This window comes from Burkholderia sp. L-4, assembly GCF_056856535.1.
Map to the genome: position 1 here is coordinate 2,541,134 of NZ_JBXEOX010000001.1, position 13,639 is coordinate 2,554,772.

Sequence of the window (13,639 nt, forward strand, 5' to 3'; positions counted from 1 at the left end):
TCGGGCATCTATAGGAGCCCGATGTCTCATTCGCTCCTCACCAATAACCAGATGGACAGCTCACCTGCCTCGCTCCGGATTTTCCGGGCGCTCGGCAAGCTGGCAGCCTGTATCGCGGGCCTGTCGCTTGCGCTTCCCACACCGGCATTCGCCGACCTGCTCGACCAGCGCTCCGAACTGATCAACAAATTCGTCAACGAGATGCATGCCGATCCGCTCGCCGCCGATTGTGCGGCGCACGGCAGCTTCATCGCCAGTACCTCGACAGCGTTCGACCGCGTCGACTTCGCGCCGAACGCATTCGACAGCGGCAACGCGACGATCACGCCGTGGAACGACTCGTTCGACCAGGGCAAGCAGCGCGTGAAGGTCGACAACATCGTCACGGTCGACGGGCAAGGCATTCACAGCGACGGCAGCGACCCGACGCCGCTGAAATTCCGTTGCGGTTATGTCGGCCAGCAAATGCTCGCGTTCAGCTGGAACGACCCCGTCCCACCGCTGAAGCCGCGCGTGGAACGCTCGTCGTCGACGAAGAAGTTCAAGGGCAAGTCGCACCGCGGCAAGGCCAAGGCGAAGGCATCGGGCCGCACCGGCAAGAAGGCCGTGACCACGAAGAAATCGAGCGGCCAGAAGAAAGCCGTCAAGAAAAAAACCGCGAAGAAGTCCTGATACGACCGAGCGGCAACGACAGACGCAAAAAAGCCGGGGCATCCTGTGATGCCCCGGCTTTTTTCATATGGCGACGATACGCTTACGCGAACGTGTCGACGTGCACCAGGATCGCGGCCAGCATCGCCGCGCCAAGCGCCGCGCTGCGCTCGCTGTTCCAGCCGACGCGCTCGTCGGGCAGGTTCGCGTTGTCCTTGAACGGCATCTCGAGCGTCAGCGACAGGCAACCGAACTGGTGGCCGATGTATTTCGACGCCAGCTTGAGCGCATCTTCCTTGTACTTGCTTGCCGCATAGCCGTGCTCGGTCTGGAAGTCGGGACTCGCGACCTTGAACGCGTCGATGAACGCGGCCTGTTCCTTGCCCTGCTGCGCGGTAAAGCTCGGCAGCATCTCCGAACCGGCGACGAACACGTACGGCAGATCCTCATCGCCGTGAATGTCGAAGAACATGTCGCAGCCGATCGCATGGATCGCGTCACGGACGGCCAGCACTTCGGGGCTGCGCTCGGCATCCGGCGCCATCCACTCGCGATTCAGGTTCGCGCCTGCCGCATTGGTGCGCAGATTGCCATGCACGCTGCCGTCCGGGTTCATGTTCGGGACGATGTGGAACGTCACGCGATCGTAGAGCTTGCGCGCGACCGGATCGCCAGCCCAGTCGCCCCATCCCGCCAGCCGCTTGACGAGGCCCTCGACGAACCACTCGGCCATCGACTCGCCCGGATGCTGGCGCGCGATGATCCATACCTTCTTCTTCGGCGCGTCGCCGGTTTCCGGCGTGCCGAGCGTCAGCAGCGACATCGGACGGCCTTCGACCGTACGGCCAAGTTCGACGACGCTCGCCTGCGGCAGCTGCTGGACCGCGCCGAGAAACGCCGCATGACGCTCTTCCGAATACGGCTCGAAATACGCGTAGTAGATGCTGTCGAACTCCGGCGTATGGTCGATGGTCATCGTCTTGCCGTCGAACGTCGTCGGCACGCGAAACCAGTCGACCCGATCGTAGCTCGCCACCGCCTGGTAGTTGCGCCAGCCCGACGGATACGCGCATTCGGCCGCGTTCTCGAACGTCATCACGCACCGCTCGCCGCGCGCGCCCGTCAGCCGGTAGTAAAACCATTGCGCGAATTCCGAGCGATTGTCGCCGCGCACGCGCAGCCGGATCGCGTCGGGGCTGTCGCACGACACGACGTCGATCGCGCCTGCGTCGAAATTGCTGGTGATCGAAAGGGCCATCTGTCTCTCCTTTGTCGATCGGCGTGAGCGCTTTGACGCTCGCACCGGTCCCATGTAAAGCGGGCGGCCGAACGCACGGTATGCCGCGCGCCGGGCCTCATGCACGTGCCGGCCGTCTCGTGAACGGCCGGCCGGGTCACTCGCCGACTCGCCGGCGATATACGTACGTCGAATCGTTCGACGCAGCCGCGTCGAACGCATAGCCTTCCGTCGCAAAATCCTTCAGTGCCTTCGGGTCGGCAATCCGGTTCTCGACGACAAAACGCGCCATCAGCCCGCGCGCGCGCTTCGCATGGAAGCTGATGATCTTGTAGCGGCCGCCCTTCCAGTCCTCGAACACCGGCGTGACGACCGGCGCGGCCAGCAGCTTCGGCTTGACCGACTTGAAGTATTCGGTCGACGCGCAGTTGACCAGCACACGCGCCGCGCCGCTGCGCGTCTCGAGCTGCTCGTTCAGCGCCCGCGTGATGCGGTCGCCCCAGAACGCGTACAGATCCTTGCCGCGCGCGTTCGCGAAGCGCGTGCCCATCTCGAGCCGGTACGGCTGCAGCAGGTCGAGCGGACGCAGCAATCCGTACAGGCCCGACAGCACGCGCACGTGCTGCTGCGCATAGTCGAGATCGGCCGACGACAGCGATTTCGCGTCGAAACCTTCATAGACGTCGCCGTTGAACGCGAGCACGGCCTGCTTCGCATTGGCCGGCGTGAAGGACCGCGACCAGTCGGCATAGCGCTGGAAATTCAGGCGCGCAAGCGGATCGGAGATATCCATCAGCGTCGCGATGTCCTGCGGCGACAGCTTGCGCAGGCCGTCGATCAGCTCGGACGCGTCGTCGACGAATGCAGGCTTCGTGTAAGACTGGACGTGCGCGGGCGTATCGTAGTCGAGGGATTTGGCTGGAGAGAGAACGATTATCATAGAGGCTCGCTGGCACGCCGTGCCTTGCGGTCAGACGAAAACCACCGATTGTAACGAATGACCCGCTCTCTCGCCCCGCACGCCGCGCACCGCGTCGTGCTCGACTCGAACGTCTGGATCGACATCCTCGTATTCGACGACCCCGCTACGCGCCCGATCCGGGCCGCGCTGGAAAGCGGCGCGCTTGCCGCCGTGATCGACGGCCGCTGCCTGACCGAGCTCGAATACGTGCTCGACTATCCGCAGTTCCAGTCGCGCGCGATCGACAAGGCGGCCGCACTCGCGACCGTCGCCCGCCTCGCGAGCCTCGTCGAGCCGCCGCCTGTCGACGCCGACGCGCCGCCGCTGCCGAAGTGCAAGGACCGCGACGACCAGAAGTTTCTCGAACTTGCCCGCGCCGCGCAGGCCGAGTGGCTCGTATCGAAAGACCGCGCGCTGCTGAAACTCGCGAAGCGCACCGCACGCGACTTCGGCTTCCGGATCGCGCAGCCCGCGCCGTTTGCCGAGGCCTGCGCGCTCGACGCCGCACCGGACACGACGACCACGCCGGCCTGACCTGCGCCGCACCACCCGAATCCGACCGTATCGATGAACGCTCCTTCAGACATGCCAACGACTCCCGTTTTCCCCTCGCGCCTGCCGAACGTCGGCACGACGATCTTCACGGTCATGAGCGCGCTTGCCGCCGAAAAAGGCGCGGTGAACCTCGGCCAGGGCTTCCCGGATTTCGATTGCGATCCGCGCATCGTCGATGCGGTCGCGACCGCGATGCGCAACGGGCACAACCAGTATCCGCCGATGGCCGGCGTCGCACCGCTGCGCGACGCGATCGCCGACAAGATCGCGCAGGTCTATGGCCGGCGCTACGATCCGGCCACCGAGATCACGGTGACGGCCGGCGCGACGCAGGCGCTGCTGACGGCGATCCTGTGCGCGGTGCATCCGGGCGATGAAGTGATCGTCGTCGAACCGACCTACGACAGCTACCTGCCGTCGATCGAGCTCGCGGGCGGCAAGCCCGTGTTCGTCACGCTCGAGGCGCCCGATTATGCGATCCCGTTCGACCGCCTCGCGGCCGCGATCACGCCGAAAACGCGAATGATCCTGATCAACACGCCGCACAACCCGACGGGTACCGTGTGGCGCGAGGCGGACATGCGCAAGCTCGCGGACATCGTGCGCGGCACCAACGTGCTGATCCTGTCCGACGAAGTGTACGAGCACATGGTCTACGACGGTGCACGCCACGAAAGCGTTGCGCGCTACCCGGAACTCGCCGCACGCAGCTTCATCGTGTCGAGCTTCGGCAAGACCTATCACGTGACGGGCTGGAAGGTCGGCTACGTCGCGGCGCCTGCCGCGCTGACCGCGGAATTCCGCAAGGTCCACCAGTTCAACGTCTTCACGGTGAACACGCCGATGCAGATCGGGCTCGCCGACTACCTGCGCGACCCGGCACCGTATCTGTCGCTGGCCGGTTTCTACCAGAAGAAGCGCGACTTCTTCCGTGCGGGCCTCGAGCGCACGCGCTTCAAGCTGCTGCCGTGCACGGGCACGTACTTTCAGTGCGTCGATTACTCGGCGATCAGCGACCTGCCCGAGGCGGAATTCTCGAAGTGGCTCACGTCGGAGATCGGCGTGGCCGCCATTCCGGTGTCGGCGTTCTATCACGAGCCGCATGAATCGGGCGTCGTACGCTTCTGCTTCGCGAAGCAGGAAAGCACGCTCGCGTCCGCGCTCGAACGGCTCGCCCGCCTGTAAACCCCGTATGGGCGGCCCCCGCCGCCCTGCCGGAACCGCGCTTACGAGCGCGCGACGCGCGTCGCTTCGATATATGCCTTGCGCTCGGCGGCCACGCGCTGCGCGGCCGGACGCTCGCCGACCTGCTTCGCGTGCGCCTTCCAGTCGATGCCGGCGTCGAGCAGGAAATCGCGCCCGAATATCGCCTTCGTCGCCATCCCGATGACCGGCAGATGAACCCACGCGGCGATGTCCGCGAGGCCGAACGTCTCGCCGAGCACATACGGCGAAAACCGCGTCATCTGCTTGAACGCATCGATCGCGCGCGGCAGGCGCTTCTCGACGTGCGCCTTCGTCCCGTCGCTGACCTTGCCGCCGAAAAATGCCTCCGTATAGACCTCGCGCGTCATCCATTCGAGATACAGCTCGAGCGTCTCGACCAGTTCGCGCACCTTCGCGGCCGCGAACGGACTCGCCGGGAAAATGCCTTTTTCGGGATAGCGCGCGGCCAAGTATTCGACGATCGCCTGCGACTCGAACAATGCGCCTTCCTCGGTCTTCAGGAACGGAATCTTGCCGAGCGGCGAATCGACGAGCCGGGCCGGATCGCTGATCGGCAAACCGCACACCGACTCCTCGAACGGAATGTCGTGCTCGAGCAGCACGAACTTCACCTTGTTGTAATAGTTGGACAACGGCATACCGCACAGCTGTAGCATCAGGGTCTCCTTCCTTGCTGAAGCGCGGCCGTAACGGTGCCGGCCGCATCGAGATTCGTCGCGCCGAAAAGCACGTTCGTGCTAGTCTAAAGCAAGTTTTGCGTTCGTCACGACAACATTACATCCGCTGCGGCAGCCATTCCGGCTGTTCGCGCAACATGCGCGGCGCAGCCGCCCCGCCATCCGATGGAGACACGCTCGCATGAGTGCTGAACTGCTGGCCTCGCGTCCGCCCGAGAGCGATTCGACGCTCGTCCTCACGCTGTCCAATCCCGGCGCGCGCAATGCGCTGCATCCCGACATGTACGCGGCCGGCATCGAGGCGATTGCCACCGCCGATCGCGATCCCGCGATTCGAGCAGTCGTCCTGACCGGTGCCGATCGCTTCTTCTGCGCGGGCGGCAACCTGAACCGGCTGCTCGAGAACCGTTCGAAGGATCCGTCCTACCAGGCCGACAGCATCGACCAGCTCGCCGCTTGGGTCACGGCGATCCGCGCGTCGACGAAACCGGTGATCGCAGCCGTCGAAGGCGCCGCGGCCGGCGCGGGTTTCTCGCTCGCGCTCGCGTGCGACCTGATCGTCGCCGCGCACGACGCGAAATTCGTGATGTCGTATGCGCGTGTGGGCCTCACGCCGGACGGCGGCGGTTCGTGGTTCCTCGCGCGCGCACTGCCGCGCGCGATAGCGGCCGAACTTCTGTTCGAAGGCAAGCCGGTCACGGCCGAACGCCTGCATGCGCTCGGCGTCGTCAACCGGCTCGCCGTGCCCGGCGCGGCACTGACCGACGCGCTCGCGTGGGCCGACGCACTCGCCGGCATCTCGCCGAACGCCCTCACACGCATCAAGTCGCTGCTCGACGATGCGACGACGCAATCGCTCGAACCGCATCTCGGTACCGAGCGCGATCATTTCGTCGCGTCGCTGCATCATGCGGACGGGCTCGAAGGCATCACCGCGTTTCTCGAGAAACGCCAGCCGCGTTACAAGCGCTGATCGAGCCAGCCTTCTCCCGTGACGACGCGACGCCGCCCGGTCGTAACGGCGCTCGATACCGCGCAAGAAATGCACTGACGCACGTCGCGCCCGACGTCGGCGGCGCGCTTCACGCCGCCTGCGCACACGCATCGCCAGGCACGTTTCCGTCGCCAGCAGCCCGCGTCGATCCATGCTCTAATGTCCGCCTGTCGCGGCGCCCCCGGCGCCGTTTTCGCGCATGCAACCGAGGAGTTGACGATGATCGACGTCTATAGCTGGGCGACCCCGAACGGCCACAAGGTGCACATCATGCTCGAGGAAACGGGCCTCGCATACCGTGCACATCCGGTCGATATCGGCGCGGGCGACCAGTTCAAGCCCGACTTCCTGAAGATCAGCCCGAACAACAAGATCCCGGCCATCGTCGATCCGGACGGTCCCGGCGGCAAACCGATCTCGCTGTTCGAATCGGGCGCGATCCTGATCTATCTCGCGGAGAAGACCGGCAAGTTCCTGCCGACCGATCCGGCCGCGCGCTATGCAACGCTCGAGTGGCTGATGTTCCAGATGGGCGGCGTCGGCCCGATGCTCGGGCAGGCGCACCACTTCCGCCTGTACGCGCCGGAGAAGATCGAATACGCGGTCAACCGCTACACGAACGAAGCGAAACGCCTGTACAACGTGATGGACAAACGCCTCGGCGAATCCGAATATCTCGCGGGCGACGCGTACACGATCGCAGACATTGCGACGTTCCCGTGGACGCGTTCGTGGCAAAACCAGGGCATCGTGCTCGACGAGTTGCCGAACGTGAAGCGCTGGTACGACGCGATCGCCGCGCGACCCGCCGTGCAGCGCGGCGTCGAGGTGCTCGCGTCGATGCGCAAGGCACTGCAGGACGACAAGGCTCGAGAAGTGCTGTTCGGCGCGACGCAGTACGCGAAGCACTGACACGCAGGTGACGGACGGGGCGGCAAGCGTGCCTGCCGCCCCGCGCGTCAGAAGTAGTGCAGCGTGATGAACTCCGCCGCGCACACCAGCAGCGGCGCATCGGGACGCTCGACCTGGATCGACACCGACCACGTCACCTGCACCCCGCCCTGCGCGGCGCCGGCGGTTTCCTTCACCGCGAAGAGCGCACGCACGCGTGCACCGACCGGCACCGGCTTCAGGAATCGCACGCGATTCAGCCCGTAGTTCACGCCCATCTTCTGCTCGAAGCGCATCGCATCGGTCATCAACGCGGGAATCAGCGACAGCGTCAGGAACCCGTGCGCGATCGGTCCGCCGAACGGCGACTCGCGTCGGGCGCGCTCGGGATCGACGTGAATCCATTGATGATCGCCGGTCGCGTCGGCGAAACCGTCGACGCGATGCTGGTCGATCGCGATCCAGCCGCTCGCGAGCGGCTCTGCGCCGACCCGTGCCTGCAACGCCTCGGCCGACGCGATCAGCGGCAAGGTCACGTCCGTCATGCGCTCGCCCCTCCCGGATGGCGCAGCCCGAAAAGCACCTTCGTATGCACGCTGATCACCGTCTCGCCGGCTTCGTTCACGCCGACCCACTCCGTCGACACGATGCCGCGGTCAGGCTTGCTCTCCGACACGCGCTTGTCGTGAACCTTCTGGTACATCGTGATCGTGTCGCCGGCCCGCACCGGCTTGAGCCAGCGGATCGAGTCGATGCCCGGCGAGCCCATGCTGGTCGAATCCGGCCCGAGCTTCCGGACGAGCAGGCTCATGAACACCGAGCACGTATGCCAGCCGCTCGCGACGAGGCCGCCGAAATGCGATGCCTTCCCGGCCGCCTCGTCGAGATGGAACGGTTGCGGATCGTAGCGCTGCGCGAACGCCTTGATGTCGTCGGGCTCGAACGTGTAGCGGCCCACTTCGGTCGTGCTGCCGACCACCAGGTCTTCGTAACTGATACCCACTTGCAAGTCTCCTTGTCTGGCGCGCTCGCGCGTCGCCGTCATGCCGCGTCGGCCTGCGCGAAATCGGGCAGCGCCGCGATCCGGGCAAGATGATGGTCGGTGTCGCCGAGCGTCGTCTCGATGATCGTCAGCCGCTTGAACAAATGCGCGGCGGCGACCTCGTTGGTCACGCCCATGCCACCATGCAACTGAATGGCCTGCTGCCCGACGAAACGCGCGGCCGCGCCGACACGTGCCTTCGCGGCGGACACGGCCTTGCGCCGCGCATCGGCGTCGCCGCTCGCGTAGCGCACCGCCGCCAGATAGGTCAGCGAGCGCGCCTGCTCCGCATGGATCAGCATGTCGACCATCCGGTGCTGCAGTGCCTGAAAACGCGCGATCGGCACGCCGAACTGCTCGCGCGTCTTCGTGTATTCGACCGTCGCGCGATTCAGCTCGTCGAGTGCGCCGACCGCTTCCGCGCACAGCAGGAACGTCGCGTAATCGGCAACCTGCTCGAGCGCCGCCGCGTCGCGCGCACCGCCCGTCAGCAGCCGGGCCGGCGTTGCGTTGAATTCGATCGTCGCGGCACGCTGGCCGTCGATCGTCCGGTAGTCGGTCACCTTCGCGTTCGCCGCGTCGCGTTCGACGACGAACAGGCCGATGCCGCCGCCATCGACACGCGCGGGCACGATCCACGCATGCGCCTGTGCGCCGTGCTGAACGACCGACTTGATGCCGGTCAGCCGGTACGTGCCGCCGTGCTCGCGCGCATGCGTGTCGAGCTCGTACAAATCGTAGCGCGCCTGCGGCTCATGGAACGCAACCGCCAGCCGTTTCTGTCCCTGCGCCACCGCCTCCAGCAACGCGGCATCGTCGCCCGCGCCGGAGCCGGCGATGCGCAGTGCCTCGACGCCGACCGCCGTGGCCCAGTACGGCTCGATCACGAGCGCGCGGCCGAGCTCCTGCATCACGACCAGCATGTCGACCGGACCGCCGCCGAAGCCGCCCTGGGCGTCGGGCACCGGCAATGCGGTCAACCCCAGTTCGGTGAATGCGCGCCATTGCGCGTCCGAGACGCCCGTGTCGCCGCGCACGATCGCCTGACGCGCGTCGAAGCCGTATTGCTCGCCGAGATACCGGCGCAGCGCGTCGGCGAACTGCTGCTGCTCATCGGTAAAGCTGAAATCCATGGTTGTCTCCGTTCCCTGATCACAGCCCCAGAATCATCTGCGCGATGATGTTCTTCTGGATCTCGTTCGAGCCACCGTAGATCGACGTCTTCCGGTAATTGAAGTAGTACGCGGCAAGCGGCGCCGCATCGTCGTCGCCCGCGATGCTGTGCTCGCGCTCGCCGTCGAGGAACGGCACGTCGAACGGCGCGGCGAGCGGGCCGATCGCATCGACCATCAGTTCGGTGAGCGCCTGCTGCACCTCGGTGCCCTTGATCTTCAGCATCGATGCCTCGGGGCCGGGCCCCTTGCCGCTCGTCTCGCGGCTGACGACACGCAGCACCGTCACCTCGAGCGCCATCAGCTCGACTTCGAGCGCCGCGACCTTCGCGGCAAATACCGGATCGGCGAGCAACGGCTTGCCGTTCTTGCGCTGGTTCGACGCCACGCGCTTCAGGAACGCGAGCTCGCGTTTCGACGCGCCGACGCGTGCGATGCCGGTGCGCTCGTGGCCGAGCAGGTATTTCGCGTAGGTCCAGCCGCGGTTCTCGTCGCCGACGAGGTTCTCGACCGGCACCTTCACGTCCTCGAAGAACACTTCGTTGACCTCGTGGTCCTCGTCGAGCATGACGATCGGGCGCACGGTGATGCCGGGCGTCTTCATGTCGATCAGCAGGAACGAGATGCCCTCCTGCTTCTTCGCGGCCGGATCGGTCCGGACGAGGCAGAACATCATGTCGGCGTGCTGGCCGAGCGTCGTCCAGGTCTTCTGGCCGTTGACGACGTAGTGGTCGCCATGGCGCTCGGCGCGCGTGCGCAGCGATGCGAGATCGGATCCCGAACCGGGCTCCGAGTAACCCTGGCACCACCAGTCGGAACCGTCGAGTATGCGCGGCAGATAGTGGCGTTTCTGCGCCTCGCTGCCGTACTTCATCAGCACCGGTGCGACCATCGACACGCCGAACGGCAGCACGGTCGGCGCGCCGATCCGCGCGCACTCCTCATCCCAGATGTGTCGCTGCGTCGCGTTCCAGCCCGGGCCGCCGTATTCGACGGGCCACGCGGGCGCGGACCAGCCGCGCTGGCCGAGAATCCGGTGCCAGCTCGCGAAATCCTCGCGGTCGAGTCGTTTGTGATCGAGTACTTTGGCGCGCAGCGCGTGAGGCAGGTTGGCCTCGAGCCAGGCGCGGACGTCGGCGCGGAACGCGTCGTCGGCGGGGGAATAATCCAGATCCATGCGCAGTGTCTCCTGTCGGCCGGAGTGCGCGCTTCAGCGGTTGCTCCGGTCTCATGCAGACGCTCGCCGCGGCCGTCCGCCCCGGCAAGGATCCGCTGCATGCGTCATTGCAGCGGTTCTTTCAGTGCGGCAGGAATCGGCAGCGGCATCACGTCGATGCCTTCTTCGGCCAAGGATTGCGCATCTTCCGGCGTCGTGACGCCACGAATGCTGCGTGCGGGCGCCTCGTTGTAATGGATGCGCCGCGCTTCCTCGGCGAAGCGCTCGCCCACATTCTCGGTTTTCTCCAGCACCTCGCGCAGCGCACGCATCACCTGCGCCTGCAGCGCACGCGGATCGGCCGGCCGGGCCTGCGTCGCGCCCGACAAGTTCAGGCGCGGCGCCGACGGCAGACGGTTGACCTCGGTCGTTCCGCACACCGGACATTCGACCAGCTTGCGGGACAACTGCGCTTCGAATTCATCGGCGGAAGCGAACCAGCCTTCGAACCGATGACCGTGCGGGCACTGTAAATCGAGGACCTTCATGCTGAATCAGGGCGTGTGACGAGTGTAGCGCAAATTGCGGTTTTGTGAACGATCGTGCTAAATCCCGATCGCGCGGGACGAACGCACCGCGTCACCGGATTGTAACGCGGCGCCCCGCCCGCCGTTGGCGCGACGCTCAGGGCGTCAGGACCGGCCCGAGCGGCCAGGCGCCGGACAGCACCTTGTCGAGCCACATCATGCCGATGATCGTCTTCACGTCGGTGATCTGGCCCGTGCGCACCCACTCCTGCAGGTCGGCCTGCGTCGCGGTGAAGGTCTCGAGGAATTCGCCTTCGTCGAGCTTGCGCTCGCCGGCCGTCAGCCCACGCGCAAGATACAGGTCGATGAATTCGGTCGAATAGGAAATGATCGGGTGAATGCGGGCCAGGAACACGTATTCACGCGCCGTGTAGCCCGTTTCCTCGCGCAGTTCGCGCACCGCGCACGCGAGCGCGCCTTCGTCCGGATCGAGCTTGCCGGCCGGGAATTCGGCCATCACCTTGCCGATCGGATAGCGATACTGGCTTTCCATCAGCACGCGGCCGTCGTCGAACAGCGGGATCACCATCACCGCGCCCGGATGCTGGACGTATTCGCGCGTGGCCTTCTTGCCGTCCGGCAGACGGACGGTGTCGCGCTTGAGCTTGAGGAACGCGCCTTCGAAAATCGCCTCGCTCTCGAGGCAGGTTTCGGTCAGTGCGGCGTCGTGATTGGGTAGTTCGGCCATCGGCGGCTCCTGGATGAGCACGACGGACGGCCGGGGGCCGTCAGCGTCGTTTGACGAGATACTGGAACGTGAAGCCGGGGAACGCGAACACGACGAACAGACTGAACGTGATCGCGTAAAACTGCCAGCCCTGTTCAAAGCGGTTGCCGGCACGCGATTCGAGCCAGAAGCCGAGCGCGCCGACGATGAAATACAGCACGATCAGCTCGCCGATCCGCACCCACGCGCTCTTCTTCGCCGCGCCGAACGGCACGACGGCGAAGAGGCGTTGGTTCAGGAACGGGAGGTTGGCGCATACGAGCGCCAACAGCACGATAAACCAGCCGGCTGCCGACATTACAGCGGCAGCGTGTGACGAATTGCCTGCAGGCAGGCCGTCAGCAGCGGGCTCGGAATCAGGCCGAGCACGACGACCGCCAGGCCGTTCAGCACGAGGATCGTGCGCTTGCAGAAATCACCCGTGATCGGCGTCGAATCCTGCGGTGCATCGAAATACATCAGCTTCACGATGCGCAGGTAGTAGAACGCGCCGAACAGCGACGTGATCACGGCCAGCACGGCCAGCCACGTGAGGCCCGCGTTGACGGTCGCCTCGAGCACGGCCAGCTTCGCATAGAAGCCGACGGTCGGCGGGATGCCGGCCAGCGAGAACATCATGACCATCATCACGAACGCGAACACCGGGCTGCGCTTGTTGAGGCCCTTGAAGTCGTCGATCGTTTCCGCTTCGAAATCGCGGCGTGCGAGCAGCATCACCACGCCGAACGAGCCGAGCGTCGTGATCAGGTAGACGATCGCGTAGAACATCGCCGAGCTGTAGGCGTTCGCCGGTGCCGCCGCGTCGCCCTTCACGATGCCCGCGAGCAGGCCGAGCAGCACGAAGCCCATGTTCGAGATCGCCGAGTAGGCGAGCATCCGCTTGATGTTGCGCTGGACGATACCGGTGATGTTGCCGACGATCAGCGACAGCGCGGCGAGGATCACGAGCGCGGTCTGCCAGTTCTGGGCGAGCGGCAGCAGGCCCATCACCAGGAAACGCAGGCCCCACGCGAACGCGGCAACCTTCGGGCCGCCGCCGACGAACAGCGTCATCGCGGTCGGTGCGCCCTGGTAGACGTCCGGCACCCACATGTGGAACGGCACGGCACCCAGCTTGAACGCGATACCGGCGACGATGAAGACCACGCCGAACATCAGCACGGCTGCGTCGGTGTTGCCGCCGACGGCCTTGTACACCTCGCCCAGCTCGAGCGAGCCGGTCGCGCCGTAGAGCATCGAGATGCCGTACAGCACGAAGCCCGACGCGAGCGCGCCCAGCACGTAGTACTTCATCGCGGCTTCGCTCGACTGCGCGGCGTCGCGGCGCAGCGCGATCACGGCATACAGCGACAGCGACATCAGTTCGAGACCGAGGTACAGCGTCAGGAAGTTGTTGCCCGACACCATGACCAGCTGGCCGAGCAGCGAGAACATGCCGAGCAGGAACACGTCGCCGCGGAACATGTCGCGATCTTCGAGGTACTTGCGCGAATAGACCAGCGAGACCGCGAAACCGAACGACACGACGGCCTTCATCGTGCTCGCGAACGAGTCGACGACGACCATCTTCGAGAAGAAGTAGTACTGCTGCGGGTCGAGTGCCTGCACCGCGAACCACACGCCCGCGACGACCGACGAAACGACCGCGATCAGATAGGTCAGGCGGCGGCCGGAAGCACCGGTAAAGGTGTCGTTCAGCCATGCGACGACGATGGCGGCCATCACCAGCGCGTCAGGCAACAGGACATTCATAGGAGCATTC

General features: G+C 65.6%; 16 protein-coding genes. 5 read left to right on the top strand and 11 right to left on the bottom strand.

Annotated elements, in window-relative coordinates; genetic code table 11:
• Positions 1-21 precede the first annotated feature (21 nt).
• Positions 22-672 carry a BspC domain-containing protein gene (locus AC1VVG_RS11780; protein ID WP_049028785.1) on the top strand — a complete coding sequence of 217 codons (651 nt, stop codon included), beginning with the start codon at positions 22-24 and terminating at the stop codon, positions 670-672.
• 82 nt (positions 673-754) lie between these two features.
• Here AC1VVG_RS11780 and AC1VVG_RS11785 read toward each other — a convergent pair whose 3' ends face one another.
• Complete coding sequence (locus tag AC1VVG_RS11785; RefSeq protein WP_482835657.1) at positions 755-1,909, bottom strand: M14 family metallopeptidase; 1,155 nt, start codon at positions 1,907-1,909, stop codon at positions 755-757.
• A gap of 136 nt (positions 1,910-2,045) precedes the next feature.
• The gene (gene yaaA, locus AC1VVG_RS11790) at positions 2,046-2,828 is read right to left on the bottom strand and encodes a peroxide stress protein YaaA (protein WP_034190821.1); all 783 of its coding nucleotides are present in this window, start codon (positions 2,826-2,828) and stop codon (positions 2,046-2,048) included.
• Positions 2,829-2,885: 57 nt separating this feature from the next.
• On the opposite strand from yaaA, the gene AC1VVG_RS11795 reads away from it, so the two are divergent.
• Positions 2,886-3,383 carry a putative toxin-antitoxin system toxin component, PIN family gene (locus AC1VVG_RS11795; protein ID WP_034190820.1) on the top strand — a complete coding sequence of 166 codons (498 nt, stop codon included), beginning with the start codon at positions 2,886-2,888 and terminating at the stop codon, positions 3,381-3,383.
• Positions 3,384-3,416: 33 nt separating this feature from the next.
• Entirely contained in the window at positions 3,417-4,589 is a 1,173-nt protein-coding gene (locus AC1VVG_RS11800; RefSeq protein WP_034190819.1) for a pyridoxal phosphate-dependent aminotransferase, read from the top strand.
• A gap of 41 nt (positions 4,590-4,630) precedes the next feature.
• Here the strand turns inward: AC1VVG_RS11800 and AC1VVG_RS11805 are convergent, their stop codons facing one another.
• Positions 4,631-5,287, bottom strand: coding sequence for a glutathione S-transferase family protein (locus AC1VVG_RS11805; protein WP_059558091.1), 657 nt, complete (start codon positions 5,285-5,287; stop codon positions 4,631-4,633).
• 202 nt (positions 5,288-5,489) lie between these two features.
• On the opposite strand from AC1VVG_RS11805, the gene AC1VVG_RS11810 reads away from it, so the two are divergent.
• Both AC1VVG_RS11810 and AC1VVG_RS11815 read left to right on the top strand, forming a co-directional pair.
• Positions 5,490-6,281 (top strand): oxepin-CoA hydrolase, alternative type, encoded by a 792-nt coding sequence (locus tag AC1VVG_RS11810; protein WP_482835658.1) that lies wholly within the window; start codon positions 5,490-5,492, stop codon positions 6,279-6,281.
• A 240-nt stretch (positions 6,282-6,521) separates the two neighbouring features.
• Positions 6,522-7,214, top strand: coding sequence for a glutathione binding-like protein (locus tag AC1VVG_RS11815; protein WP_034190816.1), 693 nt, complete (start codon positions 6,522-6,524; stop codon positions 7,212-7,214).
• A gap of 47 nt (positions 7,215-7,261) precedes the next feature.
• Here the strand turns inward: AC1VVG_RS11815 and AC1VVG_RS11820 are convergent, their stop codons facing one another.
• The 8 genes from AC1VVG_RS11820 to nuoN all read right to left on the bottom strand — a co-directional run bounded on the left by AC1VVG_RS11820 (position 7,262) and on the right by nuoN (position 13,629).
• A complete protein-coding gene (locus AC1VVG_RS11820) occupies positions 7,262-7,738 on the bottom strand; it encodes a MaoC family dehydratase (RefSeq protein ID WP_034190815.1) in 477 nt (158 codons plus the stop codon).
• Positions 7,735-8,196: a MaoC family dehydratase gene (locus tag AC1VVG_RS11825; RefSeq protein ID WP_034190838.1), complete on the bottom strand. Its 462-nt coding sequence runs from the start codon at positions 8,194-8,196 to the stop codon at positions 7,735-7,737. Before AC1VVG_RS11825 ends, AC1VVG_RS11820 begins: the two co-directional genes overlap by 4 nt.
• 38 nt (positions 8,197-8,234) lie before the next feature.
• Positions 8,235-9,368 (bottom strand): acyl-CoA dehydrogenase family protein, encoded by a 1,134-nt coding sequence (locus AC1VVG_RS11830; protein WP_200088123.1) that lies wholly within the window; start codon positions 9,366-9,368, stop codon positions 8,235-8,237.
• Between the two features lie 19 nt (positions 9,369-9,387).
• Entirely contained in the window at positions 9,388-10,584 is a 1,197-nt protein-coding gene (locus tag AC1VVG_RS11835; protein ID WP_034190813.1) for an acyl-CoA dehydrogenase family protein, read from the bottom strand.
• 104 nt (positions 10,585-10,688) lie between these two features.
• The gene (locus AC1VVG_RS11840; protein ID WP_034190812.1) at positions 10,689-11,111 is read right to left on the bottom strand and encodes a DUF1178 family protein; all 423 of its coding nucleotides are present in this window, start codon (positions 11,109-11,111) and stop codon (positions 10,689-10,691) included.
• Positions 11,112-11,247: 136 nt separating this feature from the next.
• Entirely contained in the window at positions 11,248-11,838 is a 591-nt protein-coding gene (locus tag AC1VVG_RS11845; RefSeq protein WP_034190811.1) for an NUDIX domain-containing protein, read from the bottom strand.
• Between the two features lie 40 nt (positions 11,839-11,878).
• Complete coding sequence (locus AC1VVG_RS11850; RefSeq protein ID WP_034190810.1) at positions 11,879-12,175, bottom strand: DUF2818 family protein; 297 nt, start codon at positions 12,173-12,175, stop codon at positions 11,879-11,881.
• Positions 12,175-13,629, bottom strand: a complete 1,455-nt coding sequence (gene nuoN, locus AC1VVG_RS11855; RefSeq protein ID WP_175028768.1) for an NADH-quinone oxidoreductase subunit NuoN — start codon at positions 13,627-13,629, stop codon at positions 12,175-12,177. Before nuoN ends, AC1VVG_RS11850 begins: the two co-directional genes overlap by 1 nt.
• Positions 13,630-13,639: the final 10 nt, after the last annotated feature.

Bases quoted from the DNA above. Each gene is read 5' to 3' on its own strand.
- AC1VVG_RS11845 (WP_034190811.1), bottom strand. From the start codon at position 11,838: ATGGCCGAACTACCCAATCACGACGCCGCACTGACCGAAACCTGCCTC.
- AC1VVG_RS11830 (WP_200088123.1), bottom strand. From the start codon at position 9,368: ATGGATTTCAGCTTTACCGATGAGCAGCAGCAGTTCGCCGACGCGCTG.
- AC1VVG_RS11800 (WP_034190819.1), top strand. From the start codon at position 3,417: ATGAACGCTCCTTCAGACATGCCAACGACTCCCGTTTTCCCCTCGCGC.
- AC1VVG_RS11820 (WP_034190815.1), bottom strand. From the start codon at position 7,738: ATGACGGACGTGACCTTGCCGCTGATCGCGTCGGCCGAGGCGTTGCAG.
- AC1VVG_RS11840 (WP_034190812.1), bottom strand. From the start codon at position 11,111: ATGAAGGTCCTCGATTTACAGTGCCCGCACGGTCATCGGTTCGAAGGC.
- AC1VVG_RS11780 (WP_049028785.1), top strand. From the start codon at position 22: ATGTCTCATTCGCTCCTCACCAATAACCAGATGGACAGCTCACCTGCC.
- AC1VVG_RS11815 (WP_034190816.1), top strand. From the start codon at position 6,522: ATGATCGACGTCTATAGCTGGGCGACCCCGAACGGCCACAAGGTGCAC.
- AC1VVG_RS11810 (WP_482835658.1), top strand. From the start codon at position 5,490: ATGAGTGCTGAACTGCTGGCCTCGCGTCCGCCCGAGAGCGATTCGACG.
- AC1VVG_RS11835 (WP_034190813.1), bottom strand. From the start codon at position 10,584: ATGGATCTGGATTATTCCCCCGCCGACGACGCGTTCCGCGCCGACGTC.
- AC1VVG_RS11795 (WP_034190820.1), top strand. From the start codon at position 2,886: ATGACCCGCTCTCTCGCCCCGCACGCCGCGCACCGCGTCGTGCTCGAC.
- AC1VVG_RS11785 (WP_482835657.1), bottom strand. From the start codon at position 1,909: ATGGCCCTTTCGATCACCAGCAATTTCGACGCAGGCGCGATCGACGTC.
- AC1VVG_RS11805 (WP_059558091.1), bottom strand. From the start codon at position 5,287: ATGCTACAGCTGTGCGGTATGCCGTTGTCCAACTATTACAACAAGGTG.
- AC1VVG_RS11850 (WP_034190810.1), bottom strand. From the start codon at position 12,175: ATGTCGGCAGCCGGCTGGTTTATCGTGCTGTTGGCGCTCGTATGCGCC.
- yaaA (WP_034190821.1), bottom strand. From the start codon at position 2,828: ATGATAATCGTTCTCTCTCCAGCCAAATCCCTCGACTACGATACGCCC.
- nuoN (WP_175028768.1), bottom strand. From the start codon at position 13,629: ATGAATGTCCTGTTGCCTGACGCGCTGGTGATGGCCGCCATCGTCGTC.